This is a genomic window from Micromonospora sp. WMMD967, from assembly GCF_029626165.1.
In the GTDB taxonomy this organism is placed as follows: domain Bacteria; phylum Actinomycetota; class Actinomycetes; order Mycobacteriales; family Micromonosporaceae; genus Micromonospora; species Micromonospora taraxaci.
This window is the reverse complement of record NZ_JARUBK010000001.1, coordinates 7060611-7084596: the sequence shown is the minus strand read 5'-3', so window position 1 is coordinate 7084596 and position 23986 is coordinate 7060611. Positions and strand designations below refer to the sequence as shown.

The following is a 23986-nucleotide window of genomic DNA, read 5'->3' as shown; positions in this document are numbered from 1 at the left end:
GCCGTACCTGTCAGGATTGACGATGGCGTGCGCGCGGCCGGCTCCCGGCCGGCGGCGGCGGGCGGTCCTCGCAGCCCGCGCCGCGCCGCCGATCAGCGACAGCAACCGACGGAGGTAGCCCGCACCGTGGCCCAGTTCATCTACGTCCTGGAAAAGGCGCGCAAGGCGCACGGCGACAAGGTCGTGCTCGACAACGTGACGCTGAACTTCCTGCCGGGGGCCAAGATCGGTGTGGTCGGCCCGAACGGCGCCGGTAAGTCCAGCCTCCTCAAGATCATGGCAGGGCTGGACAAGCCGAGCAACGGCGAGGCCCGGCTCATGCCCGGCTACACCGTCGGCATGCTGGCTCAGGAGCCCCCGCTCAACGAGGCCAAGACCGTGCTCGGCAACGTCGAGGAGGCGGTTGCCGAGACCAAGGCCAAGCTGGAGCGGTTCAACAAGATCGCCGAGCAGATGGCGACCGACTACTCCGACGAGCTGATGGAGGAGATGGGCAAGCTCCAGGAGGAGCTCGACCACCTCGACGCCTGGGACGTCGACTCCAAGCTCGAACTGGCCATGGACGCGCTGCGGTGCCCGCCGCCGGACGCCGACGTGACCCAGCTCTCCGGTGGTGAGCGCCGCCGGGTCGCGCTCTGCAAGCTGCTGCTGGAGGCGCCCGACCTGCTGCTGCTCGACGAGCCCACCAACCACCTGGACGCGGAGAGCGTCTCCTGGCTGGAGCAGCACCTGGCGAAGTACGCGGGCACCGTCATGGCGATCACCCACGACCGGTACTTCCTCGACAACGTCGCCAACTGGATCCTCGAACTGGACCGTGGCCGGACCTATCCGTACGAGGGCAACTACTCCACCTACCTGGAGAAGAAGGCCGCCCGTCTGGCTGTCGAGGGCCGCCGCGACGCCAAGATGAAGAAGCGCCTCACCGAGGAGCTGGAGTGGGTCCGCTCCAACGCCAAGGCCCGGCAGACCAAGTCGAAGGCACGCCTCGACCGGTACGACGAGATGGCCAGCGAGGCGGAGAAGACCCGCAAGCTCGACTTCGAGGAGATCCAGATCCCGCCGGGCCCGCGCCTGGGCAGCACGGTGATCGAGGCGCAGAACCTCAGCAAGGGCTTCGGCGACCGGCTGCTGATCGACAACCTGTCGTTCTCGCTGCCGCGCAACGGCATCGTCGGCATCATCGGCCCCAACGGCGTCGGTAAGACCACGCTGTTCAAGACCATCGTCGGGCTGGAGGAGCCGACCAGCGGCGAGGTCCGGGTCGGCCCCACCGTCTCACTGTCGTACGTCGACCAGAACCGCGAGGGTCTCAACGGCGACAAGACCGTCTGGGAGGTCGTCTCCGACGGCCTGGACTACCTGATGGTGGGCAAGGTCGAGATGCCGTCGCGGGCGTACATCGCCGCGTTCGGCTTCAAGGGACCGGACCAGCAGAAGCCGACGAAGGTGCTCTCCGGTGGTGAGCGCAACCGGCTCAACCTGGCGCTGACCCTGAAGATCGGCGGCAACGTGATCCTGCTCGACGAGCCGACGAACGACCTGGACGTGGAGACGCTGTCCAGCCTGGAGAACGCCCTGCTGGAGTTCCCCGGCTGCGCCGTGGTCATCTCCCACGACCGGATGTTCCTGGACCGGGTCGCCACGCACATCCTGGCCTGGGAGGGTGACGACCAGAACCCGTCCAAGTGGTTCTGGTTCGAGGGCAACTTCGAGGCGTACGAGAAGAACAAGATCGACCGCCTCGGCGCGGAGGCCGCCCGGCCGCACCGGGTGACCTACCGCAAGCTGACCCGCGACTGACCGGCGGAAACGGTGTCCGACCGGTTCGTCTACCACTGCACGCTGCGCTGGTCCGACCTGGACGCGTACGGCCACGTCAACAACTCGCGCTTCCTCACCCTCTACGAGGAGGCGCGGGTGGCGTTGATGTTCGCCGGCGGCCGGGCCTGGGGGGTCGGCTCGTTCGCCGACGGGGTGGTGATCCGTCGGCACGAGGTCGACTACCTGCGCCCGGTCGACTACGCGTTGGGTCGGGCCACGGCCGAGGCCGCGCCGACCGTCCGGATCGAGCTGTGGGTGGAGGAGATCCGGGCTTCCCGGTTCACCGTCGCCTACGAGCTGTACGACGGTGAGGTGCTGGCCAGCCGTGCCCGCTCGGTGCTGGTGCCGTTCGACCTGACCCGACAGGTGCCCCGGCGGATCACTCCGGAGGAGCGGGACTTCCTGCTCACGTACGCCCCGCAGGGCGGAGGTCCGGTGTGACCCGGCCGGGCACGGCGGAGCCGGGCCGGGCGGGGGTGACTCCGACACACGGGGTCGCCGGGGTGGCGGACGCCGGCGCCTTCCTGGCCCGTCTGGTCCGCTTGGATCCGCTCGCACCGGTCCGGCTGCGGCCGGCCGGCGGCCCGGCCCGGGTCGCCCTCTGGGCCCGGCTGCCCTGGCAGGTCCTGGTGGTCCGCACGGTGACCGGCGGGCCGGCCGAGGACGTCACGGTGGCCGCCACCGAGTTGCTGGCCGAGTTGGAACGTGGTGGCACGGCTCTGCCGACGCGTCGGGACGCGCAGTGGCGGTGGCCGCTGCCCCCGGCGCGGAGCAGGCAGGTGGAGGTGCTGCCCGTCGGCGAGCTGCGCCGGATCGCGCAGGCGGCGGCGGGCACCCTGCGGACGGCCAGCGAGCAGGGGGTCGCGGGCCGCGCGGTGGGCCAGCGTGCCCTACGCGACGCGCTGCTCGACCATGTGGCGGTGCTGGTCACTCCGGAAGACGCACCCGCCGTCCCGGTGGAGGTGCCGCAGCGGCTGGTGCAGGCGGTGGTCCGGATGGGCTTCCTCGGCGCCGCTGACGGCCTGTCCGCAGGCTCCGGCGAGCCCAACGTTCAGGTGCGGGTGGCGGGTCGCTGGGTGGGCCTGGTGGGACCATACGGAGCCGCATGGTCGCAGAAGGCCACGGATCTTGCCGTAACACCCCTGGGTACTCGTCCGAACGGATGACCCCTGGTCATTCTTCTGGGCTGGGGCGGTCGTTGGGGGGGTGCCTCAACTCGGCTGTCCGGGTACCGTCCATCCTCGGATCCAACGCACCGTAGGCGGCTGGATCCGCTGGGGAGTGAGGTGCGCGAGCGATGCCGTGGTGGTCATGGCGCCCCGGTCCCGCCGACGGCGGCGATCCGGAAACCCGAAGCGGGATCACGATGGAGAGCGCGGTCCGAATCGGGCCGCCCAGCCCTCGCCAACCGGGCGACGACTGCCCGGCCAACGAGCGGCCCCTACTGACCGAGATGCCCGCCACCGTCGAGCCGGTGAGTCTGCGCCGGGTCTGCGACGCACTCGACCTGCTCGACGTGCGCTATCTGGCCGATGGCGACGGCAACCTGCTGGCCATGTGGGAGCGGCACGCCGTGCTGGTCACCCTCGAAGGGCCGGAGGACGAGATCCTGGTCATGCGGGCACGCCCGCACGCCACGGTTCCGCCGGACTGGGCTGACCGGGCGTACCGGGTGGTGAACGAGTGGAACCACACCCGCCGGTTCTGCAAGGCGTACATCGGCGACCCGACCGAGCGAGGGCAGCTGCCGATCTACGCCGAGCTCCAGGTTCCGCTCGGTGCCGGCACCCACGACGCGCTGTTGGTCGAGATGCTCGACTGCGGCGCGGCGGTGGCCACCAGCTTCGTGGACTGGCTGCACGACGAGGGCGCGCTGCTCTGACGGAGGGGGCGCGCCGGCCGGGTCAGACCCCGTTGGCCGGGTCGTCCTCGACGTTGACCATGAAGTACGCGGCCCGCTCCAGGTAGTCCCAGAGCGTGGCGTCGATCTCCGGCTCCAGGTCGAGCCGGTCCACCGCACGGCGCATGTTCCGCAACCAGGCGTCCCGCTCGGCCGCGCCGATCCGGAAGGGCGCGTGCCGCATCCGCAACCGCGGATGGCCGCGCTGCGCGGAGTACGTGTTGGGGCCGCCCCAGTACTGCATCAGGAACAGGGTCATCCGATCCGCGGCCGGCCCCAGGTCTTCCTCCGGATACATGGGCCGCAGCAGGGGATCGGTGGCGATACCGGCGTAGAACTCGTCGACCAGCCTGCGGAAGGTGGGCTCGCCGCCGACCGCTTCGAAGAGGGTCATCGACGCACCAGGACGGTCGGATTCACCTGCGGGGTTCACCGTTCCATCCTGCCAGGTGCGCTCCGAGCCGACCCGACCCGCACGGCGTGCGTCGGATCACGCCTGTCGACGGATTCGGATGCCCGGGACCGCTGACCCGGCCGGCTCGCCTCGGCCCGGCGGATCAGGTGACCGCGTGGCGGCGGTGTCCGTCGCCGGAACGCGGCTCGGGAGCGCCGGTCGTGCCACCGTTGCCGGGGCGCCCCGTGCTGTGAGGTGCTTCGGTGTTGGCCGCCGACGCCTCGGCGATCGCGTCGTCCACGGTCTGCCGGTCCGGCCACCTCAGCGTGGCCACCGCCATGAGCACGACACCGGCCGCACTCCAGAGCCCGACCACCACCGGGATGGGGAACCGATCGGCGAGCAGCCCGGTGGCCAGCACCGCGAAACCTTGGATGACCTGCACGCCGGTGGCCATCACACCGAAGGCGCGGGCGCGGAAGCCATTGGGCAGTGCCTGGACGAACAGCCCGTTGGCCATCGGCAGCATGCCGGCGACCGCGAAGCCGCAGAGGGCGGCCAGCAACGCCACCACCAGCGGTGGCGGGTTCAACAGCGCCGGCACCAGCGCCAGCGGGGCGAAGACCGCGAGCGGCCGCATCAGCTTCATCCGGCGTGTCGGCCCGAAGAGCCGGCTCACCAGCAACCCGCCGAGGATGAAACCGACCGGGTTGGCCACCATGATCACCGCTTGGGCCGCACCCGTGCTCAGACCACCCTTGGCGCCCTCGTTGGCCCAGGCTGCGGCGAGGCCCTCGGGGACGATCGAGAAGAGCATGGCGCTGAACACCAGCACCGCAATCGACCGCAGCACCGGAGTGCCGAACACGATGGTGAAACCCTGGCGGGTCTCCCGCAGCAGATGGGTGCGGTGTGCGGGGGCCATGGACGCCGGCCGGTCCCGAACACCGAGGCGCACCAGCAGCGCCGACAGCGCGAACGTCGCCGCGTTGAACAGCAACGCGACCTCCGGGTCGATCGAGGCGACGGCGGCGCCGAACACGTACCCGACGACCTGGGCGGCCTGCCCGATGCTGCTGTTGAGGGACAGCCCGAGCACCAGCCGGTCACCGCTGAGCATCTGCGGCATCAGGGCGGACTTCGCCGCCTGGCTCGGCGGATTGGCCAACGTCGCCGCGAAGATCAGCGCCAGCACCACCTGGTAGGGCAGGGCGGGGATGGCGATGAGCAGCATCAACGCCATCCGGATGACGTCACACGTCACCATCACCCGTCGGTACGGGTACCGCTCCGCGAGCGCGGCGAGCACGGGACCACCGAGCAACCAGGGCAGGAAACTGACGGCGAAGGCGGTCGCGGAGAGCGCGACGGACCGGGTCTGCTGGTAGACCAGCAGGGTGACGGCCGCCTTCGCGACGTAGTCGCCGACCCAGGAGAGCGCGCCAGCAACGAAGACGGCCCGGAACTCGTGCTGGGCGAACACCTCGCGAAATGTGGCGGGGCCTTCCGCGGAAGGTCGCTCGTCGGGCACCGTCGCCTCCATCGGCCCCGGTTGGCCGCTCGTGGCAGCCCGGCCGGAAGCACTCGTCAGATCTGCGGATCAGCGAGGATGTGATCACGCCCCGGCGGGAACGCGTGCCCCGGATTCTGCCCGATCGTCTGACAACTAGCTAGGGCGAACGGATCGATCGTCGCTTCCCCGACTGAACGAACGGACGATACCTGAGGGGCCGGGCGGCTCGCGACCCCTGCATCGGCGGCCAGTATCGCCTGGGTCAGGTGGCGCCGCCCTGACCGGTCTCGTTGTCGGACAACGGCCGGGGCGGCAGCCCGGGAAAGATGCGGGCGGCGGCGATCTGCGCGGTGATCCCCGAGTTCTCCAGCGCCTCCGCGAGCCGCCGACGCAGCTCCCGGCCCACCGCGAACTGCCCGTCCGCTGTCGTCTTCACCACCGTCCGGATCAACGCCCCGTCGACGGTCACCTGCTCGACACCCAGCACCTCCGGCGCCTCGACGATCTCCGGCGAGAGCTCCGGGTCCACCGCGACCGAGGCCGCGGCGGTCCGCAGGACGGCGGTCGCCTCCTCGGTGCTGTTGAACCCGATCGGCAGGTCCACCACCACCAGGGCCCAGCCCTGGCTCTTGTTGCCCACCCGGATGATCTCGCCGTTGCGGATGTACCAGAGCACCCCGCGTCCGTCGCGGACGGTGGTGACGCGCAGACCGACCGCCTCGACCACGCCCATCGCCTCACCCAGGTCGACGTTGTCGCCCACGCCGTACTGGTCCTCGATCAGCATGAAGAGGCCGGCGATCAGGTCCTTGACCAGGCTCTGCGCGCCGAAGCCCAGTGCCACGCCGGCAATCCCCGCGCTGGCCAGCAACGGAGCCAGGTCGAAGCTGAACTCGCGCAGGATCATCAGCAGGGCGATGCCGAAGACGAACGCGGTGGTCAGGCTGCGCAGCACGGACCCGATCGCCTCGGCCCGCTGCCGTCGCCGTTCGGGCACGAATTCGGCCGGGTCGACCGCCGCGCTGGGCACCCGTTCGCGCAGCGGGCGCAGCATCGTCGGCACCGCACCGTCGGTGGTCGTCCGGACCAGCCGGTTGATTGTCCGGTGCACCGCCCAGCGGGCCACCATCGCCAGCGCCAGGATCAGCAGCACCCGTAGCGGCTTGAGCAGGATCCAGTAACTGCCCTCGGCGAACCACGCCGACCTGGTCAACTCGTACAGGAACTCGCAGGAGGAACTGCCCTGACAGTTCACCGAAACGGTGTCGGGCAGGGCAAGGGGCGTCACGCTGGCGGCACTCACCCTGTCTTCGTACCGCAAGGGGCCGGAGGGTCCGTCGCCGACCCACCGGCCGGACGACCTGTCGCCGTGGTCGGCATGCCGCCGCCAGTGCGGCGCGGTTGGCGGTCGTTGCTCACCCTCTCGCGGACAACTCGGCGAGAAGCCGTTCGTACTCGGTGTGACTGCCGATCGCCGCCCGGTGTTCGGGATGATCGACGTAGTGCCCGATGACGGCAGCGAGGAAGCCAGGGTCGACGTTGTCCGCCCGTAACACCCCGCGACGCGGCGGGATGCCCCTCCGTCGAACCCGCTGGGGTTCGGTGATCCTCATCCTGAGCCACGAGCGCCGGTCGGCAGCTGAGGGGGCCTGCGGAGCCAGGACGACCTCCCACGGCACTGTGGTCGAGCCCAGAGCCCAGGTCTGGCGTACCCCGAACGGATGAATCCGCACCCCGTGTCCTCTCCACGCCCAGGTCACCACCAGCACGGTCAGTCCGACCCAGAGGACGTCGAAGACGACGTCGAACGTCGAACGACTGCCACCCCTGGTCGCGCCTAGAAGTCCGTCGACGTGGAGTGATGCGGGCCCGAGGTAGCCCAGGGCGAAGAAGACCGTCCACGCGGGCCCGGGTGCGACGAAGGCCGGAGTCTGCGGCTGCACCACGAAGGCGGCCGGCCGGACTCCCATGACGACGGCCGCCAGGACCAGGGCCACCAGGGAGAGTGCGAACAGCAGGCGCTGTCCCACGGTGTGCGTGGACCCCGTGGTGGCGGCGTTCACGCCGACCATCAGTAGCCCCAGTACGAGGACGACGTGCCGGTGCCGCACTGTGGCGGCCGCGAGCTTGCCGATCATGCCCGTGACAGTAGGGCCCGGTGTCACGCCGTTCTGGTTCGCGCAGCAGCCATCGATGCGGTCCGGTGCCCGAGGTTCGGCGCTACGAGGCCGACCAGAGGTCTCGGAAAGTGCCCGGCAACGCCGGACTTCTCCCAGCTCGGCATGGCGATGGGGTCCAACGCGGATGATCCTCATACCTCATGCGGGATTAGTACGTGCAATCCGGGGTCCGATCAGGGACTATTGGCGCAACGGACGTCGGTGATCGGCCCGACGTCGACCGGTTGGGCCGTCGTGTCCTGCCCCGGTCGGCGGCGGTTCCCAGCAGCCGCTGAACCGGGAGGGTGATCGCGATGCCTGACATACGACCCACGGTGGGCTCCGGCGCGTTGGTCCTCAACGCCACCTACGAGCCGCTGTGTGTCGTGTCGGTGCGCCGCGCCGCGATCCTCGTCCTCTCCGCCAAGGCGGTCTGCGTCGCCGACGGCGACGGCATCCTGCACAGTGCGCGCGACGCGCTGCCGGTGCCGTCAGTGGTCCGGTTGACGCGCTTCGTCCGGGTGCCCTACCGCACGCACGTCGGGCTGTCGCGACGTGCGATCTTCGCCCGGGACGGGTGGCGGTGCGCCTACTGCCGAGGTCCGGCCGAGACCATCGACCACGTCTTCCCGCGCAGCCGGGGTGGCCGGCACGCCTGGGAGAACGTGGTCGCCGCGTGCGCCCGCTGCAACCACACCAAGGGTGACAAGACCCCGGCCGAGATGGGTTGGCGGTTACACGCGTCGCCGGCCGCGCCGAAGGGCACCGCCTGGCGGGTCCTCGGGCACCGCGCGCCCGACCCCCGCTGGGCCGACTGGCTCGACCTGCGCGAGCCCGAAGCCGCCGCCTGATCCCTCGTCGCGGCCCGGATCGAAGCGAATACCCACTGCCTCACTCCTGCCGGTCGGCCGTCCGGCCTGCCGCGCGTTCGTGCCGCTCTGCCGCGCGTGCGTGCCGCTCTGTCGCGCGGGCGTGCGCGATGGCGAGCAGCCGGTCGATCTCGGGCAGCATCTGCGGGCCGGGCATGACGACGCTGCCGAAGGCGTACAGGGCGTAGGAGGGGTGCGGGAGGAGCGTGTCCAGCCGGGCGAAGTCGAACGCGTCCCGGTGGTCCTCGAACGCCTTGGGCGCAAAGCCGAACAGCCGCTCGAACTCGGCTCGGCCCAGGTCCAGGTTGAGCCGGAAGACCCCCGGTCGGTCCAGCTCGGAGGCCTCGTCGAAGCCGGGCACGTCGTGCTCGACGATGGTGGCGAACGGCTGGCGTCGGTCCGGACCGACGTAGAAGAACCGGTCGCCCCAGGCGCCCTCCGGCGAGCCGTTCTCGTCGCTCGCCACCACCTGCTCGACGCCGGGGAGCGCGAGGATGCGAGCGGCGAGCACGCTCGGGTCGACGCCGGTCGGGATGTGCAGGACGGCGTCGGCGTTCTCGACGGCTGCCTGATCCAGTGGGAAGTAGCGGTAGTCGTGCTCCCGCCGATCCGCTGGACCGATGTCGGAGGCTCGGACATAGCCGGGGAGACTGACCGTCTGCTGGAGCCTGCCCTCATAGGTCGACGCGGCGGGTGCCGCGATGTCGAGCGCGGGGCTCACGCCGACGCTGCCGACGATCACCGCGTACCGGTCACCCAGCAGCGACGCGACGATCGCCCCGGCACCCGCCCACGACATCTCCGTTCCGCCCATCGTCATCGTGCTCCCGTGACGTTGGAGGTGCGTGTTGTGCGCGAAGACCAGCGTCGGCCCACGGTCTGCCTCGGCCGCCCGGATCGCGAGCAGGTTCTCGGCCATCAGCGCGTCCCGTACCCCGGCAAGGCGGGCGAAGCGCTCCTCCGGCGGCAGTGGCGCGGCGGCCGCGGCGTGGTAGCGCAGCAGGGCGACCGCGGACGTGGCGTGGACGAATGCGGCCCGCCAGCCCTCGGCTCGCCGGGGCGCCTGGAGGTACAGCTCGGTCAGCAGGTCGTCGGCGATCACCCGCAGGCGCTGGGCGTCGGTCGAGCGCCCGACCGACCTGCCCGGCTCCCAGATCGCGGCAGTGTCGCTCCACCGCGCCTCGTCCCCGACCAGGGCATCGATCTCCTCTTCCCGGTCGATGTCGAGGAAGTGGCACAAGCGGGTGAGGTGGCGTCGCGGACTCGGGGCGCCCTCGATCTCCAGCGGGGCGTCGAAGCCGTGGAACCTCAGGCGCTCACGGTCCGGCCGCCCGGCGTTCCACTCGCGCATACGCAGCAGCAGGTCACGGTTGGCCGGGGCGCTGCCGAACCCGTGGCTGAAACCCTCGGTGAGCGCGCGGTCGAGCGGCACTGCCGCGCCCTGGACGAACTCGTCCGCGACCAGTCCCGCCGCCCGGTCGCTCTCCAGCGCTATCGACCGGTAGCCATGCTCGGCCAGCGTCAGGAAGGCCTCGTTGCGGAGCTGGAGGAAGGCGGACTCGCCGTGCGTCGGCTCGCCGAGCGCCAGCAGGGACGGTGACCCGACGAGCAGGTCGAGAAGGGTGGTCATTGCATCAACCGTATCGTTGAACTACCCATTTAAACTTTCCGGCGAAGGAGCACGGTGGAGGCTGCCAAACCTTCAAACGGCAGGATGTACCGGCCGGTCGACCTGGCGCGTCGGCACGGACTCTCCGCGCAGGCGGTCCGCAACTACGAGCGGGAGGGTGTCCTGCCGCCCGCCGAACGCACCCCGAACGGCTACCGCCGGTTCACCGAGGTGCACGCCAAGGCGTTGAGCGCCTACCTGGCGCTGATCGTGGGCCACGGTCATGCGGCGAGCGGCGACATCATGCGCGCCGTCAACCGGGGCGAGATCGACACGGCTCTGCGCACGATCGACCAGAGTCATCGCCTGCTGCACCGGGACCGGGAGACCCTGGACGCCGTGGAGACGGCGGTCGCGACGATCGTCGGGGCAGAGCCCTCACCGCAGAATCGAGCTGCCGTACCGATCAGCGTGGTGGCACACCGGCTCGGCCTGCGACCCGCGACCCTGCGCAAGTGGGAGCTGGCCGGCGTCCTGCGCCCGCAGCGTGACCCCGGGACCCGGCACCGCGTCTACGCACCCGACGACGTCCGGGACGCGGAACTCGCCCACCTGCTCCGCAGGGGCGGCTACCGGCTCGACCACATCGCCACAGTGCTGCGTCGGGTACGCGACGCCGGCGGCGCCGAGGCACTCGCCGGATCGCTGAGCCAGTGGCGGAAACGACTCACCGAGCGCGGTCAGGCAATGCTCACCGGCGCCGGACGGCTCGCCGAGTACCTCGACGGCAGGCCTCAGCCATTCCGTGCCTTGACCAGCGACGCGAAGACCACCACGTTGTCCGAGTAGCCGGTCTCACCGCCGACCCACTGACCACCGCAGGTGATCAGCCGCAGGCTCGGGCGGCTGAAGTCGCCGTACACCTCGTCCACCGGCAGTCGCCCCTTGTCGAACCGTTCCACCGAATCCACCTCGAAGACCGCCACGCTCTGGTCGGTGCGGGTGACCTCGATCTCGTCACCGGAGCGCAGTTCGCGGAGCTGGTGGAAGACCGCCGGCCCGCTGGTGGTGTCGACGTGCCCGACGATCACCGCGGGGCCGTACTGACCGGGGGTGGGCCCCTGGTCGTACCAGCCGGCCTCCTGCGCGCGGGTGGCGTCCGGTACGGCGATGGTGCCGTCCGGGGCGATGCCCACGTCGTGCACCGGCGCCCGCAGGTCGATCTTCTCGATGGCGAGGCTGGTCGGACGGCTCGACGACAGCACCGGGAACTTCTTCGGCGGCTGTCGCAGGCCGGCGCTGATCCGGTCCGGCAACAGACTCATGCCGGTCACCTGCTCGACGCCGAGCATCGCCACGATCAGCACCATCAGCGTGGCGACGGCAAGCACCGGCAGCCCCGGGCCCGTACCGAAGCGGCGTCGGGTCAACGGCGACGGTGCTCCGGCCGGACGCCTCGGTGGCAGCGGCCGGGCGGCCGGATCGGTGGTGGTGACGCTGGCCAACCCGGCCTGCCCGGCGACCCGACGCAGCCGGCGGGAGGCACGGGCCACCAGCCGGCCGGACGCGCGTAGCGCCGGCCCGGCCCGGAGGCGGGCGCGGCGGTCCGGCCGCGCACGCGCGGATCTGCGGGTCATGGGTCGTCCGGCTCAGGAGCCGGCTCCGGTCCGACGCCGACCGCCGGCCATGCCGAGCGCGATGGCGGTGCCCACCAGTGCCACGCCGCCGAGCACCAGCAGGGAGCCGGTGCCGCGACCGCCGGCCGTCCCGCCGCCCCCGGTCGCCGGTCCCTTGCTCGGCGAGGCCATGTTCAGCACGGTCAGCGTGGTCGAGGCCGTCTGCCCGTTCTCGCAGCGCAGGTCGACCGGGTAGTCACCGGCCTGCTTGTCCCGCGGAATGGAGGCCTGCGCGGTCAGGAAGCCCTTGTCCGGCCTGAGCGTGACCGACCCGAACGCGTCGGAGTGGACGCTCGCCTGCCGGCTGTTGTTGTCGTTGTCGCAGTTCGCCCGGACGGTGACCCGACTGCCGGCTTGGGCGCTGTTCGGTGTCACCTCGACGAAGGTGTTCTCACCGGCACGAGCCGGTGCGGCCGACATCAGGACGAACGCCCCGATCAGCCCCACCAGTGTCAGTACGGACGAGAGCGCACGGTTGACAGTGCGGATTCCCTGCATGATTACCCCCCAACCGGCGACGACCGCCGGAACCCTCCCCTGGGCACGCGCGCTGCTTTCCCGCTGGCGCGGGGGCAAACCCGCAGGCGGGCAGGGGTGGGGTCAGCGTTGGCGCGGGGTGGCCGGGGCCGAGGGGAGTGGGGTGATCGGCTGCCAGCCCAGCGGGGAGGAGAGGACCATCGTGCTCGACGGCTGGCCGTACGGGGCGAGCCGGTCGATCACTCCCTCGAACGCGCCGATCGACCCGGCGGCCACCTTCAGCACGCTGCACGCGTCCCCGGTGATCCGGTGGATCTCCAGGATCTCCGGCCAGCCCGCGACGGACGGGTCGTGCAGGATGCACCGCGCGCCGTAGCAGGACATGCGGATCAGGGCGACCACAGTGCGACCGGCCCGGCTCAGGTCGACGTGCGCGTGGTAGCCGGTGATGACGCCGGACTCCTCCAACCGGCGGACCCGCTCCGCGACGGACGGTGGCGACAGGTGCACCCGCCGGGACAGCTCGCTGAAGGAGAGCCGCGCGTCGGCCTGCAACTCGCGCAGCAGTGCCCAGTCCATGTCGTCCACGCTCAGACCTTACTTTCGTGAACCGACTTCGCCTAGTTGCCTTTGGTTCGCCAGAAGATAGCGGTGAGAGCCGTTGATTCGGCATTCCACAGGCCGTTCCGACCGCGGGATCATGACGTCGGCCAGTCCGGGGGAGGGAGACGAGATGGTGGATCAGACGGAGCGGCGGGCGCCGAACCGCCGCGCCACGGTGCGACCGGTGACCCCTGTGCAGCGTGCGCAGCAGGCGGAACGCACCGGCGGCGAGCCCACGCTGGAGTTCGCCGACATGGTGCCGTACGACGCGTACGTGCAGGCCAGCGCCCTGCACCAGATGCAGCACCCGCTCAGCAGCGACCCGGGCGAGATGTCCTTCCTCATGGTCAGTCAGATCATGGAGCTGTACTTCGGGTTGACCTGCCACGAGCTGCGGGAGACCCAACGGTTGATCCGCGCCGACCAGGTCTGGGAGGCGATGGCCCCGTTGCGTCGGGCCAAGCTGCACCTGGAAGGGCTCAACGCCGCCTGGCAGGGCCTGCGCTGGATGAGCCCGGCCGACTTCAACCGGTTCCGCAACCTGCTCGGCGAGGCCTCCGGCTTCCAGTCGGCCATGTACCGGCAGTTGGAGTTCCTCCTCGGGCTGCGCGACCCGACGCTGATCCGTCCGTTCCGTCGGCAGACCGAGGTGTACGCCGCGTTGACCACCGCGCTGGCCGCCCCGAGCCTCTGGGACGACGTGGTCGCGCTGCTCGCCCGGCGCGGCTTCGACCTCCCCGCCGACCTGCTGGACCGGGACGTGGCCGTCGAGCACGATCCCCAGCCGTCGGTCGAGGCGGCCTGGGTGCGGATCTACGACGACGCCGCCCCGGACAACCACCTGCGCATGCTCGGCGAGGCGCTGAGCGCGGTGGCCGAGGAGTTCGGCGACTGGCGCTGGAACCACGTCAAGGCGGTGCAGCGGACGATGGGTGCGAAGGTCGGCAGCGGAGGCTCCGCCGGCCTGGCGTGGCTGCAACGCAGCATGGCCCGGGTGGTCTTCCCGGAGCTGTGGTCGGCCCGTACCGCGATGTGACCGGAGAGCGAGACATGCACACCCCTGTACAAGAAGCGCACCGCCTGGACGAGGCCGACCCGGGCCACCGGCACCTGTTCCACGTGCCGCCCGCCGACGGAGGCGACCACAGCGAGGCGGCGTACCTCGCCGGCAACTCGCTCGGCCTGCAACCCCGGGCCACCCGCGACGAACTCCTCGCCGACCTGGACGCCTGGGGACGGCTCGGTGTCGAGGGGCACCTGGAGGCGGAGCGCGCCTGGTTGCCGTACCACGAGCTGTTGACCGCGCCGGCCGCGCGACTGGTCGGCGGCCGGCCCGCGGAGACCGTGGTGATGAACTCGCTCACCGTCAATCTGCACCTGCTGATGGTGAGTTTCTACCGCCCGGCCGGCGCTCGCACCCGCATCGTCATCGAGGACGCCGCGTTCCCGTCGGACAGCTACGCGGTGCGCAGCCAGGCCCGGTTCCACGGCCTGGACCCGGACGACACAGTGGTCCGGCTGCGCCCGCGCGACGGCGAGACGTCGCTGCGCACCGAGGACGTCACCGACTATCTGGCCGCCGAGGGCGACCGGGTGGCACTGGTGCTGCTCGGCGGGGTCAACTACCTCACCGGTGAGCTGCTGGACATCCCGGCGATCACGGCGGCCGGGCGGGCCGCCGGCGCGGTGGTGGGGTGGGACCTGGCCCACGCGGTCGGAAACGTGCCGCTGGCCCTGCACGACTGGGACGTCGACTTCGCCGCCTGGTGCTCCTACAAGTACCTGAACTCCGGCCCGGGCGCCCTGGCGGGTGTCTTCGTGCACGAGCGGCACCTCGGCGATCCGGATCTGCCCCGCTTCGAGGGTTGGTGGAGCACCGCGGCGGCCACCCGGTTCGAGATGACGCCGGTCTCCCGCCCGCCGGCCACCGTGGAGGCGTGGCAGATCTCCAACCCGCCGATCTTCGCGATGGGCCCGGTGCGCACCTCGCTGGAGCTGTTCGACAGCGTCGGCATGCCGGCGTTGCGGGCCCGCAGCCTGCGACTCACCGGCTGGTTGGAGTCGCTGCTGGACGAGGTCGTCGTCGACCGGCCGCTGCGCGTGGTCACCCCGCGCGACCCGGCCCGGCGGGGCTGCCAACTCTCGGTGCGTATCGGCGCCGGCAGCGCCGCCGAGCTGACCAAACGCCTGCGGTACGAGCACGGCGTCATCGCCGACGCCCGCGAACCGGACATCGTCCGGTTCGCCCCGGTGCCGCTGTACTCCACGTACCTCGACTGCTGGCGTGCCGCCACCGCGCTCGCCGCGACCGTCGGGCAGGTCAACCCGTGACCGCGCGACGCGACGAGGTCGCGATCATCGGCGCCGGGCTGGCCGGTTGTCTGGCCGCGTGCTTCCTGGCCCGGCGGGGTTACCCGGTGGCCCTCTACGAGCGCCGCTCCGACCCACGCGACGGCACTGCCGAGCGGGGCCGTTCGATCAACCTGGCGCTCTCCGAGCGCGGCCTGGACGCGTTGCGCCGCATCGGGCTCGCCGAGCAGGTCATGACCGACGCGCTGCCGATGCGCGGCCGGATGATCCACCCGGTCGAGGGGGAGCAGCAGTTCCAGTCGTACAGCGCCGCCGGTGACCGGGCGATCAACTCGATCAGTCGGGGCGCGTTGAACAACGCCCTGCTGGACGAGGCCGCCGCGCTGCCCGGTGTGCGGGTCGTCTTCGACCACCGGCTCGTCGGGCTCGACCCGACCGACGGCTCGCTGAGCTTCGACACCCCGCAGGGCACCGTCGCGGCCAAGGCGTCGGTGGTGCTGGGCGCCGACGGGGCCGGCTCCGCGGTGCGAGGGCAGTTGCTCGCGTACGGGCTGCTGGACGAGCGCGTGGACTTCCTCGACTACGGCTACAAGGAGCTGACGATCCCGCCGCTGGGCGGTGACTTCGCCCTGGACCCGGACGCCCTGCACATCTGGCCGCGGGGCACCTCGATGATGATCGCGCTCCCCAACCCGGACCGCTCCTTCACCTGCACGCTGTTCTGGCCCAACGACGGCGCCGGCAGCTTCGCCTCGCTGACCGGCCCGGCAGAGATCGAACGGCACTTCGCCGAGCACTACCCGGACGTCGTTCCGCTGGCCCCGAACCTGGTCGACGACTACCAGCAGAACCCGGTGGGCGTGCTCGGCACGGTCCGCTGCACGCCCTGGCAGGTCAACGGGACCGTCGCTCTGCTGGGAGACGCGGCGCACGCGATAGTGCCCTTCTACGGTCAGGGTGCCAACTGCGCGTTCGAGGACGTGGTCGAGCTGGACCGCTGCCTGGACGAGTGCGCCGACGACTGGGCGGCGGCGCTGCCGTTGTTCCAGCGACGCCGGCAGGAGAACGCCGAGGCCATCGCGACGATGGCGCTGACCAACTTCGTGGAGATGCGGGACAAGGTCGCCTCGCCGGTCTTCCAGGCCCGGCGGCGGGTGGAGCACGCGTTGGAACGGGCCCTGCCCGGCCGGTACGTTTCGCAGTACGAACTGGTGTCGTTCTCCACCACCCCGTACGCGGAGGTGCGCCGCCGGGTGCGCCGACAACACCGGGTGCTCGGCGCGGTCGTCGGCGGAGCCGCGGTGCTGCTGGTCGGTGCGGTCGGCGCGGCACTGAGTCGAGGGAGGCGAGCATGACCGGCAACTGGGATCCGCGACTGATGGCCGGCCACGGGCACGGTGACCCGCAGCGGCTGCGCAACTTCGTCGCCGGTGAGTTCGTCGACGGGGGGCCGACGTTCACGAAGGCCAGCCCGGTGACCGGCGAGCAGGTCTTCGAGGTGGTCGAGGCGTCGAAGTCCACAGTGGACGACGCGGTGGCCGCCGCCCGGGCGGCGCTCCGCGGGCCGTGGGGCCGGATGGGCGAACGGGAACGCGCCGAGGTGCTGCGCCGGGTCGCCGACGAGCTGGAGCGCCGCTTCGACGACCTGGTCACCGCCGAGGTCGCCGACACCGGCAAGTCCATCTCGCAGGCCCGCACCCTGGACATCCCCCGTGGGGCGGCGAACTTCCGGGCGTTCGCGGAGATCGTGGCGACCGCGCCCACCGAGTCGTTCACGACAGTCACCCTGACCGGCGGGCGGGCGCTCAACTACGCGCTGCGGAAGCCGGTCGGCGTGGTCGCCGTCATCGTGCCGTGGAACCTGCCGCTGCTGCTGCTCACCTGGAAGGTGGCGCCGGCGTTGGCGTGCGGCAACGCCGTGGTGGTCAAGCCCAGCGAGGAGACGCCCGCCTCGGCGACGCTGCTCGCCGAGGTGATGGCCGCCGCAGGCGTACCGGAGGGCGTGTTCAACCTGGTGCACGGGTTCGGACCGGACTCGGCGGGCGAGTTCCTCACCCGCCACCCGGGCGTGGACGCGATCACCTTCACCGGCGAGTCGGCCACCGGCGGCGCGATCATGCGGGCCGCCGCCGACGGCGTGAAGGCGGTGAGCTTCGAGCTGGGCGGCAAGAACGCCGGCCTGGTCTTCGCCGACGCCGACCTGGACGCCGCGGTGGCCGGCTCGGTGCGGTCCAGCTTCACCAACGGCGGTCAGGTGTGCCTCTGCACCGAGCGCATCTACGTGCAGCGGCCGGTCTTCGAGGAGTTCACCGCCCGCCTGGCGAAGCAGGCCGGCGAACTGGCGTACGGCTGGCCGACCGACGAGGCGACCGCCACCATGCCGCTGATCTCCCACCAGCACCGGGCGAAGGTGCTCGGCGCGTACGACCTGGCCCGGGCCGAGGGCGCCGAGGTGCTGACCGGCGGCGGCTCGCCCACCTTCGGCGACACCCGCGACGGCGGGTCCTACGTGCAGCCGACGGTGCTCACCGGGCTCGGCCCGGACACCCGCACCAACCGTGAGGAGATCTTCGGCCCGGTGGTGCACGTCGCGCCGTTCGACACCGAGGACGAGGCGTACGCCCTCGCCAACGGCACCGAGTACGGCCTCGCGGCGACCGTGTGGACCCGGGACGTGGGTGTCGCGCACCGGGCCGGTGCCCGGCTGGACGCCGGCATCGTCTGGGTCAACACGTGGTTCCTGCGTGACCTGCGTACCCCGTTCGGTGGGGTGAAGGCGTCCGGCATCGGTCGGGAGGGCGGCGTGCACTCGCTGAACTTCTATTCCGAACTCACGAACGTCTGCGTGGACCTGTCGTGAGCCGTAGCGAGGGAGCGGGCATGGAAGCTGACATCGAGGCCGCCAACCGGGAGCTTGCCGACGCGCGCAGCACCGGCAAGCCGTGCCCACCACTGCGCGGGCGGCTGCTGCCGGAGGGCGACGTCGAGTCCGCGTACCGCGTGCAGCAACTCCAGGCGCGGGCCTGGCAGGGCCGGGGTGAACGCCGGGTCGGCGCGAAGATCGGGCTGACCTCCCGGGCGGTGCAGGAGACCTTCGGGGTGTTCCAACCGGACTTCGGCATGCTGACCGACGCCATGGCGGTCGGCGACGGGGTCGAGGTGCCCATCGACCGGCTGCTCCAGCCCCGGGTGGAGGCGGAGATCGCGTTCGTGCTCGACAGGGACCTCCCGGACCCGCAGATCACGACGGTCGACCTGATCCGCGCTGTCGACCACGTGCTGCCGGCGATCGAGATCGTCGACTCGCGGATCGCCGCCTGGGACATCTCCATCGTGGACACCGTCGCCGACAACGCCTCCAGCGGGCTCTTCGTTCTCGGCACCACCCCGCGCCGGCTCGCCGACGTCGACCTGCGGCTGTGCGGCATGGTGCTGGAGCACGCCGGTGAGCCGGTCTCGGTCGGCGCGGGCGCGGCCTGCCTCGGCAACCCGCTGCACGCCCTGCTCTGGCTGGCCGACACCCTCGCCCGCGCCGGTGACCCGCTGCGGGCCGGGGACGTGGTGCTCTCCGGGGCGCTCGGCCCGATGGTGCCGGTCACCCCCGGTGCCGCGTACGAGGCCCGGATCTCCGGGCTCGGCTCGGTGCGCACCTGCTTCAGCAAGGAGGTCGCCGCATGAGCGAGCGTCAGCGAGCGAATCATCGGCGCAGGTTTGTCAGTGGTCAGGGCGGCACGGAGCGAAGCGGAGTGTCGTCATGACCACAGGTGTGGCGGTGCTCGGTTCCGGGAACATCGGCACCGACCTGATGATCAAGGTGTTGCGGCTGAGTGACAGCCTGCGGATGGTGGCGATGGCCGGCATCGACCCGGCCTCCGACGGCCTCGCGCGGGCCCGCCGCCTCGGCGTCGCCACCACCGCCGACGGTGTGGACGGGCTCGTCGCGATGCCCGAGTTCGCCGACGTCGAGCTGGTCTTCGACGCCACCTCGGCCGGCGCGCACCGACGCCACGACGAGGTGTTGCGGGCGCACGGCCGCACCGTTGTCGACCTGACCCCGGCCGCGATCGGTCCCTACGTGGTGCCGCCGGTCAACCTCGACGAGCACCTGCACGAGCCGAACGTCAACATGGTGACCTGCGGCGGACAGGCCACCGTGCCGATCGTCGCCGCCGTCCGCCGGGTCACCCCGGTGGCGTACGGGGAGATCGTCGCCTCGATCTCGTCCCGCTCGGCCGGCCCGGGCACCCGGGCCAACATCGACGAGTTCACCGAGACCACGGCCCGGGCCATAGAGGTGGTCGGCGGAGCCGAGCGGGGCAAGGCGATCATCGTGCTGAACCCGGCGGACCCGCCGCTGCTCATGCGGGACACCGTCTACTGCCTCTGCCCGGACGCCGACGCCGACACCGCCGCCATCGCCGCCTCGGTGGCGGACATGGTGGCGACGGTGCAGGAGTACGTCCCCGGTTACCGGCTCAAGCAGGACGTGCAGTTCGACACTGTCGAGGCGTACCTGCCGACGCTCGGGCGTCAGCTCACCGCCCTGCAGGTGTCGGTCTTCCTGGAGGTCTCCGGCGCCGGGCACTACCTGCCCGCGTACGCCGGCAACCTGGACATCATGACCTCCGCCGCGCTGCGTACCGCGGAGCGGCTGGTCGCCCTGCGTTCGACGGGAGCGGTGGCATGACCGATCTGTACATCCAGGACGTGACGCTGCGCGACGGCATGCACGCCATCGCCCACCGGTACACGGTCGCCCAGGTGCGGACGATCGCCGCCGCGCTGGACGCCGCCGGGGTGGCCGCCATCGAGGTGGCGCACGGTGACGGACTCGCCGGTTCCAGCGTCAACTACGGCCACGGCGCGGCCAGCGACGCCGAGTGGATCTCCGCCGCCGCCGAGGTGCTGACCACGGCGAAGCTGACCACGCTGCTGCTGCCCGGCATCGGCACCATCGCCGATCTGAAGGCGGCGAAGGCGCTCGGGGTGACCAGCGTGCGCATCGCCACGCACTGCACCGAGGCGGACATCAGCGCCCAGCACATCTCGTGGGCCCGGGAGAACGGCATGGACGTCGCCGGGTTCCTGATGATGTCGCACATGTTCGATCCGGCCGGGTTGGCCGGGCAGGCCAAGCTGATGGAGTCGTACGGGGCGCACTGCGTCTACGTCACCGACTCCGGTGGTCGGCTGCTGATGTCCGACGTGGCGCAGCGGGTCGACGCGTACCGGCAGGTCCTCGCCCCGGAGACGCAGATCGGCATCCACGCGCACCACAACCTGTCGCTCGGGGTCGCCAACAGCGTGCTCGCCGTCGAGCACGGCCGGATCCTCGGCGACGGTCCACTCGGGTCGCCGTCGGGTCGGACCGTCCGCGTCGACGCGTCGCTCGCCGGCATGGGCGCGGGCGCCGGCAACGCGCCGCTGGAGGTCTTCGTCGCGGTCGCCGAGCTGCACGGCTGGAAGCACGGCTGCGACGTGTTCGCGCTGATGGACGCGGCCGACGACATCGTCCGCCCGTTGCAGGACCGGCCGGTCCAGGTGGACCGGGAGACGCTCTCCCTGGGGTACGCGGGTGTCTACTCCAGCTTCCTGCGGCACGCCGAGCGGGCGTCCGCGAAGTACGGCGTGGACGTCCGGTCGATCCTGGTCGAGCTGGGCCGGCGTCGGATGGTCGGCGGCCAGGAGGACATGATCGTGGACGTCGCACTCGACCTGGCCGGCACGGAGCGTTCGCGTGACCCGCGGTCGCGGACGGAGGATGAGGCAGCATGATCGGACCGGACATCGTCGGGATCGCCGACAAGCTGGGCGCGGCGGCCGACACCGCCACCGCGATCCCGCAGCTCGCCGCCGAAACCGGCCTGGACGTGGACGCCGCGTACGCCGTGCAGGCCGCGCTGCTCCAGCGTCGTGTCGACGCCGGTGAGCGGCTGGTCGGTCTGAAGATGGGGCTGACCAGCAGGGCGAAAATGGCCCAGGTCGGCGTGGACGAGGTGATCTGGGGGCGGCTCACCGACGCGATGCGGGTGCCCGACGGTGGCGTGGTGGACCCGGCCGCGTACATCCACCCCCGGGTCGAGCCGGAGGTGGCGTTCCTGCTGGACCGGTTGCCCGAGCCGGGCGAGCCGGTCGGCGACTTCGCCGACGCGGTCCGCGCGGTCGCCCCGGCCATCGAGCTGATCGACTCCCGGTACGCCGACTTCCGCTTCTCGCTGCCGGACGTGATCGCCGACAACACCTCCGCCGCCGCGTTCGTGATCGGGGCGTGGTCGCCGGTGCCGGCCGGCCTGGACAACCTGGGCGTGCTGCTGGAGGTCGACGGCCGGGTGGCGCAGGTCGGCTCGACGGCCGCCATCCTCGGTGACCCGCGCCGGGCGCTCGACGAGGGCATCCGGCTGGCCGGTCGGCACGGGGTGCGGTTGGAGTCCGGCTGGGTCTTCCTGGCCGGCGCCGCGACCGCGGCCGTTCCGCTGCGTCCCGGCGCACACGTCCGCGCCGTCGTCGAGAAGCTCGGCACCGCGTCGATGCGGGCGTCGTCGTGACCGCGCGGGTCGTCGCGGGAAAAGCCGTCCCTCGTGGGGCCTTCCCGCACGTCAAGGTGGCCGGCGGGTTCGTCTTCGTCTCGGGTACGTCGTCGCGGCGGCCGGACAACAGTTTCGCCGGTGTCGAGGTGGACGATCTCGGCACCACCAACCTGGACATCCGGGCCCAGACGCGGGCCGTCATCGAAAATGTGCGGGACCTGCTGCGCTCGGTCGGCGCGGACCTCACCGACCTCGTCCAGGTGACGTCGTACCTGGTCAACATGAACGACTTCGGTGGTTACAACGAGGTCTGGGCGGAGTTCTTCGACGCGTCCGGGCCGACCCGTACGACGGTCGCGGTGCACCAGTTGCCGCACCCGCACCTGCTCATCGAGATCCAGGCCGTGGCCCTTCTTCCCTCAGGAGGTCAGTCGTGAGTGAGATCGCCGAACCGTTCAGCTTTCCGGGCTGGATCGCTGACAACCAGCACCTGTTGAAGCCGCCGGTGGGCAACAAGGAGATGTTCCCCGGCGGGGACGACTTCATCGTGATGGTGGTGGGCGGGCCCAACCAGCGCACCGACTTCCACGTGGACCCGTACGAGGAGTTCTTCTACCAGGTCAAGGGCAACATGCACATCAACCTGATGACCCCGGACGGGCCGCGTACGGTGTACGTGCGCGAGGGTCAGATGTGGATGCTGCCGCGCAACACCCCGCACTCCCCGCAGCGGCCGGAGGCCGGCTCGATCGGTGTGGTGGTCGAGCGGGTCCGTGAGGAGGGCACGCTGGAGACCTTCCAGTGGTACTGCCCGGAGTGCGGCAACAAGGTGCACGAGGTGGAGTTGCAGGTCCGCGACATCGCCGCCGACCTCCCGCCGGTGTTCCAGGCGTTCTACACCGACGAGGCGGCGCGTACGTGCGCCGACTGCGGCACCCTGCACCCGGGCAAGGGCTGATGCCCGCAGGTGTGGTCGACGTGCACACGCACGTCGTACCGAAGGGGTGGCCGGACCTCGGCGCGGCGTGCGGTGGGTCCGACTGGCCGTGGCTGCGGGTCGACTCCGAGCGCGCCGCCATGATCATGGTGGGGGAGACGGAGTTCCGTCCGGTCGGCGCCGAGTGCTGGGACGCGTCCCAGCGGCTGGCCGACATGGACGCCGACGGGGTGGACGTGCAGGTGGTCTCGCCCACACCGGTGTTCTTCAGCTACGACCGTCCGGCCGACCAGGCGGTGAAGGTCGCCCGGATCTTCAACGACCTGACCCTGGAGGTCACCGCCGCCGGTGGCGACCGGCTGGTGCCGTTCTGTCAGGTGCCGCTCCAGGACCCGGACGCCGCCTGCGCCGAGTTGGATCGCAGCCTCGCCGCCGGCCACGTGGGTGTGGAGATCGGCAACCACGTCGGCGACCGGGATCTGGACGACGCCGGTGTGGTGACCTTCCTCCAGCATTGCGCAGAGGTCGGGGCACCCGTCTTCGTCCACCCGTGGGACATGCCGGACGGTCCACGGCTGGGCCGCTGGATGGCCCGTTGGCTCACCGGGATGCCCGCCGAGACGCACCTGTCGGTGCTGGCGATGATCCTGGGCGGTGTGTTCGACCGGGTGCCCGAGACGCTGCGGATCTGCTTCGCGCACGGCGGTGGCAGCTTCCCGTTCTGGCTCGGCCGCGCCGACAACGCCTGGCACCGCCGGGGCGACCTGGTGCGGGGCGCGTCCGTCGCCCCGCCCAGCAGTTACGTCGACCGGTTCCTGGTCGACTCGGTGGTCTTCGCGGCGCCCGCGCTGCGGCTGCTGGTCGACACGATGGGGGAGGACCGGGTGCTGGTGGGCAGCGACTACCCGTACCCGCTGGGCGAACGGCCGGCCGGGGCGGTGGTCCGCGACGCGGACTTCCTCAGCGACGCCCAACGCGACAAGATCCAATCCGGCAACGCCCTGCGTTTCCTGCATGGCTGAAGGGCCGCCGCGCCCCTGCCATGAGCAGATCTTGGACAGTTTCCGTTCTGGCGTAACGGAAACTGTCCAAGATCTGCGGGTAGCGCTGTCCCGAGGTCCGGCTGGTCCGTTTTCGGCAGGCAGCGCGTGTCGGCTGCGCCGAGGGCCGGCGACCGGCAGGATGGCG

25 protein-coding genes are annotated in these 23986 nt (G+C 71.2%); 17 read left to right on the top strand and 8 right to left on the bottom strand.

The genetic code is table 11. From position 1 onward, the window contains the following. Positions 1-126: 126 nt before the first annotated feature. The 4 genes from ettA (at position 127) to O7631_RS31925 (ending at position 3706) form a co-directional block, all read left to right on the top strand. Complete coding sequence (ettA, locus tag O7631_RS31940) at positions 127-1803, top strand: energy-dependent translational throttle protein EttA (protein WP_278147630.1); 1677 nt, start codon at positions 127-129, stop codon at positions 1801-1803. A 12-nt stretch (positions 1804-1815) separates the two neighbouring features. Beyond that, on the top strand, positions 1816-2265 hold the full coding sequence (locus tag O7631_RS31935; RefSeq protein ID WP_269682693.1) for a thioesterase family protein: 450 nt from the start codon (positions 1816-1818) through the stop codon (positions 2263-2265). Next, positions 2262-2990, top strand: a complete 729-nt coding sequence (locus O7631_RS31930) for a hypothetical protein (RefSeq protein WP_278147629.1) — start codon at positions 2262-2264, stop codon at positions 2988-2990. The genes O7631_RS31935 and O7631_RS31930 overlap by 4 nt, the downstream gene beginning before the upstream one ends. 131 nt (positions 2991-3121) lie before the next feature. After that, the gene (locus O7631_RS31925; protein WP_269682695.1) at positions 3122-3706 is read left to right on the top strand and encodes a YbjN domain-containing protein; all 585 of its coding nucleotides are present in this window, start codon (positions 3122-3124) and stop codon (positions 3704-3706) included. Between the two features lie 22 nt (positions 3707-3728). On the opposite strand, the gene O7631_RS31920 is transcribed toward O7631_RS31925, so the two are convergent. The 4 genes from O7631_RS31920 to O7631_RS31905 form a co-directional block, all read right to left on the bottom strand. Continuing rightward, a complete protein-coding gene (locus tag O7631_RS31920; RefSeq protein WP_269682696.1) occupies positions 3729-4157 on the bottom strand; it encodes a globin in 429 nt (142 codons plus the stop codon). A 124-nt stretch (positions 4158-4281) separates the two neighbouring features. After that, a complete protein-coding gene (locus O7631_RS31915; protein WP_278147628.1) occupies positions 4282-5661 on the bottom strand; it encodes an MFS transporter in 1380 nt (459 codons plus the stop codon). 232 nt (positions 5662-5893) lie between these two features. Then, positions 5894-6904: a mechanosensitive ion channel family protein gene (locus tag O7631_RS31910; RefSeq protein ID WP_278148082.1), complete on the bottom strand. Its 1011-nt coding sequence runs from the start codon at positions 6902-6904 to the stop codon at positions 5894-5896. A gap of 142 nt (positions 6905-7046) precedes the next feature. Then, the gene (locus O7631_RS31905; RefSeq protein ID WP_278147627.1) at positions 7047-7769 is read right to left on the bottom strand and encodes a hypothetical protein; all 723 of its coding nucleotides are present in this window, start codon (positions 7767-7769) and stop codon (positions 7047-7049) included. Between the two features lie 335 nt (positions 7770-8104). Between O7631_RS31905 and O7631_RS31900 the strand changes: the two genes are divergently transcribed. After that, positions 8105-8641 carry an HNH endonuclease gene (locus O7631_RS31900; protein WP_278147626.1) on the top strand — a complete coding sequence of 179 codons (537 nt, stop codon included), beginning with the start codon at positions 8105-8107 and terminating at the stop codon, positions 8639-8641. Positions 8642-8681: 40 nt separating this feature from the next. Here O7631_RS31900 and O7631_RS31895 read toward each other — a convergent pair whose 3' ends face one another. After that, on the bottom strand, positions 8682-10289 hold the full coding sequence (locus O7631_RS31895) for a DUF6194 family protein (RefSeq protein WP_278147625.1): 1608 nt from the start codon (positions 10287-10289) through the stop codon (positions 8682-8684). An 84-nt stretch (positions 10290-10373) separates the two neighbouring features. Between O7631_RS31895 and O7631_RS31890 the strand changes: the two genes are divergently transcribed. Next, entirely contained in the window at positions 10374-11117 is a 744-nt protein-coding gene (locus O7631_RS31890) for a MerR family transcriptional regulator (RefSeq protein WP_278147624.1), read from the top strand. Here O7631_RS31890 and O7631_RS31885 read toward each other — a convergent pair. From O7631_RS31885 to O7631_RS31875, 3 genes are all read right to left on the bottom strand, one after another. Further along, complete coding sequence (locus O7631_RS31885; RefSeq protein WP_278147623.1) at positions 11063-11905, bottom strand: class F sortase; 843 nt, start codon at positions 11903-11905, stop codon at positions 11063-11065. The two genes, O7631_RS31890 and O7631_RS31885, sit on opposite strands and share 55 nt — an antisense overlap. Before the next feature lie 12 nt (positions 11906-11917). After that, on the bottom strand, positions 11918-12442 hold the full coding sequence (locus tag O7631_RS31880; protein WP_278147622.1) for a hypothetical protein: 525 nt from the start codon (positions 12440-12442) through the stop codon (positions 11918-11920). A gap of 102 nt (positions 12443-12544) precedes the next feature. Next, complete coding sequence (locus tag O7631_RS31875) at positions 12545-13009, bottom strand: Lrp/AsnC family transcriptional regulator (RefSeq protein WP_278147621.1); 465 nt, start codon at positions 13007-13009, stop codon at positions 12545-12547. 148 nt (positions 13010-13157) lie between these two features. On the opposite strand from O7631_RS31875, the gene O7631_RS31870 reads away from it, so the two are divergent. The 11 genes from O7631_RS31870 to O7631_RS31820 all read left to right on the top strand — a co-directional run bounded on the left by O7631_RS31870 (position 13158) and on the right by O7631_RS31820 (position 23820). Continuing rightward, entirely contained in the window at positions 13158-14060 is a 903-nt protein-coding gene (locus tag O7631_RS31870) for a tryptophan 2,3-dioxygenase family protein (protein WP_278148081.1), read from the top strand. A gap of 14 nt (positions 14061-14074) precedes the next feature. Further along, complete coding sequence (kynU, locus tag O7631_RS31865) at positions 14075-15355, top strand: kynureninase (protein ID WP_278147620.1); 1281 nt, start codon at positions 14075-14077, stop codon at positions 15353-15355. Continuing rightward, positions 15352-16689 carry an NAD(P)/FAD-dependent oxidoreductase gene (locus tag O7631_RS31860; RefSeq protein WP_278147619.1) on the top strand — a complete coding sequence of 446 codons (1338 nt, stop codon included), beginning with the start codon at positions 15352-15354 and terminating at the stop codon, positions 16687-16689. The genes kynU and O7631_RS31860 overlap by 4 nt, the downstream gene beginning before the upstream one ends. Continuing rightward, on the top strand, positions 16686-18194 hold the full coding sequence (locus O7631_RS31855; protein ID WP_278147618.1) for a 2-hydroxymuconic semialdehyde dehydrogenase: 1509 nt from the start codon (positions 16686-16688) through the stop codon (positions 18192-18194). The genes O7631_RS31860 and O7631_RS31855 overlap by 4 nt, the downstream gene beginning before the upstream one ends. A 20-nt stretch (positions 18195-18214) precedes the next feature. After that, positions 18215-19012: a fumarylacetoacetate hydrolase family protein gene (locus O7631_RS31850; RefSeq protein ID WP_278147617.1), complete on the top strand. Its 798-nt coding sequence runs from the start codon at positions 18215-18217 to the stop codon at positions 19010-19012. Between the two features lie 76 nt (positions 19013-19088). After that, positions 19089-20021, top strand: a complete 933-nt coding sequence (locus tag O7631_RS31845; protein WP_278147616.1) for an acetaldehyde dehydrogenase (acetylating) — start codon at positions 19089-19091, stop codon at positions 20019-20021. Continuing rightward, on the top strand, positions 20018-21109 hold the full coding sequence (gene dmpG / locus O7631_RS31840; protein ID WP_278147615.1) for a 4-hydroxy-2-oxovalerate aldolase: 1092 nt from the start codon (positions 20018-20020) through the stop codon (positions 21107-21109). Before O7631_RS31845 ends, dmpG begins: the two co-directional genes overlap by 4 nt. Continuing rightward, positions 21106-21879: a fumarylacetoacetate hydrolase family protein gene (locus O7631_RS31835; RefSeq protein WP_278147614.1), complete on the top strand. Its 774-nt coding sequence runs from the start codon at positions 21106-21108 to the stop codon at positions 21877-21879. Before dmpG ends, O7631_RS31835 begins: the two co-directional genes overlap by 4 nt. Next, positions 21876-22298, top strand: coding sequence for a RidA family protein (locus O7631_RS31830; protein WP_278147613.1), 423 nt, complete (start codon positions 21876-21878; stop codon positions 22296-22298). The genes O7631_RS31835 and O7631_RS31830 overlap by 4 nt, the downstream gene beginning before the upstream one ends. After that, a complete protein-coding gene (locus tag O7631_RS31825; RefSeq protein WP_278147612.1) occupies positions 22295-22819 on the top strand; it encodes a 3-hydroxyanthranilate 3,4-dioxygenase in 525 nt (174 codons plus the stop codon). The genes O7631_RS31830 and O7631_RS31825 overlap by 4 nt, the downstream gene beginning before the upstream one ends. Further along, on the top strand, positions 22819-23820 hold the full coding sequence (locus O7631_RS31820; protein WP_278147611.1) for an amidohydrolase family protein: 1002 nt from the start codon (positions 22819-22821) through the stop codon (positions 23818-23820). Before O7631_RS31825 ends, O7631_RS31820 begins: the two co-directional genes overlap by 1 nt. The last annotated feature ends 166 nt before the right edge of the window (positions 23821-23986 follow it).

What these genes read in the sequence shown, in the direction of transcription:
- O7631_RS31925 (WP_269682695.1), top strand. Translation starts at nt 3,122, where the DNA reads ATGCCGTGGTGGTCATGGCGCCCCGGTCCCGCCGACGGCGGCGATCCG.
- O7631_RS31915 (WP_278147628.1), bottom strand. Translation starts at nt 5,661, where the DNA reads ATGGAGGCGACGGTGCCCGACGAGCGACCTTCCGCGGAAGGCCCCGCC.
- O7631_RS31905 (WP_278147627.1), bottom strand. Translation starts at nt 7,769, where the DNA reads ATGATCGGCAAGCTCGCGGCCGCCACAGTGCGGCACCGGCACGTCGTC.
- O7631_RS31900 (WP_278147626.1), top strand. Translation starts at nt 8,105, where the DNA reads ATGCCTGACATACGACCCACGGTGGGCTCCGGCGCGTTGGTCCTCAAC.
- O7631_RS31895 (WP_278147625.1), bottom strand. Translation starts at nt 10,289, where the DNA reads ATGACCACCCTTCTCGACCTGCTCGTCGGGTCACCGTCCCTGCTGGCG.
- O7631_RS31890 (WP_278147624.1), top strand. Translation starts at nt 10,374, where the DNA reads ATGTACCGGCCGGTCGACCTGGCGCGTCGGCACGGACTCTCCGCGCAG.
- O7631_RS31885 (WP_278147623.1), bottom strand. Translation starts at nt 11,905, where the DNA reads ATGACCCGCAGATCCGCGCGTGCGCGGCCGGACCGCCGCGCCCGCCTC.
- O7631_RS31880 (WP_278147622.1), bottom strand. Translation starts at nt 12,442, where the DNA reads ATGCAGGGAATCCGCACTGTCAACCGTGCGCTCTCGTCCGTACTGACA.
- kynU (WP_278147620.1), top strand. Translation starts at nt 14,075, where the DNA reads ATGCACACCCCTGTACAAGAAGCGCACCGCCTGGACGAGGCCGACCCG.
- O7631_RS31855 (WP_278147618.1), top strand. Translation starts at nt 16,686, where the DNA reads ATGACCGGCAACTGGGATCCGCGACTGATGGCCGGCCACGGGCACGGT.
- O7631_RS31850 (WP_278147617.1), top strand. Translation starts at nt 18,215, where the DNA reads ATGGAAGCTGACATCGAGGCCGCCAACCGGGAGCTTGCCGACGCGCGC.
- O7631_RS31845 (WP_278147616.1), top strand. Translation starts at nt 19,089, where the DNA reads ATGACCACAGGTGTGGCGGTGCTCGGTTCCGGGAACATCGGCACCGAC.
- dmpG (WP_278147615.1), top strand. Translation starts at nt 20,018, where the DNA reads ATGACCGATCTGTACATCCAGGACGTGACGCTGCGCGACGGCATGCAC.
- O7631_RS31835 (WP_278147614.1), top strand. Translation starts at nt 21,106, where the DNA reads ATGATCGGACCGGACATCGTCGGGATCGCCGACAAGCTGGGCGCGGCG.
- O7631_RS31820 (WP_278147611.1), top strand. Translation starts at nt 22,819, where the DNA reads ATGCCCGCAGGTGTGGTCGACGTGCACACGCACGTCGTACCGAAGGGG.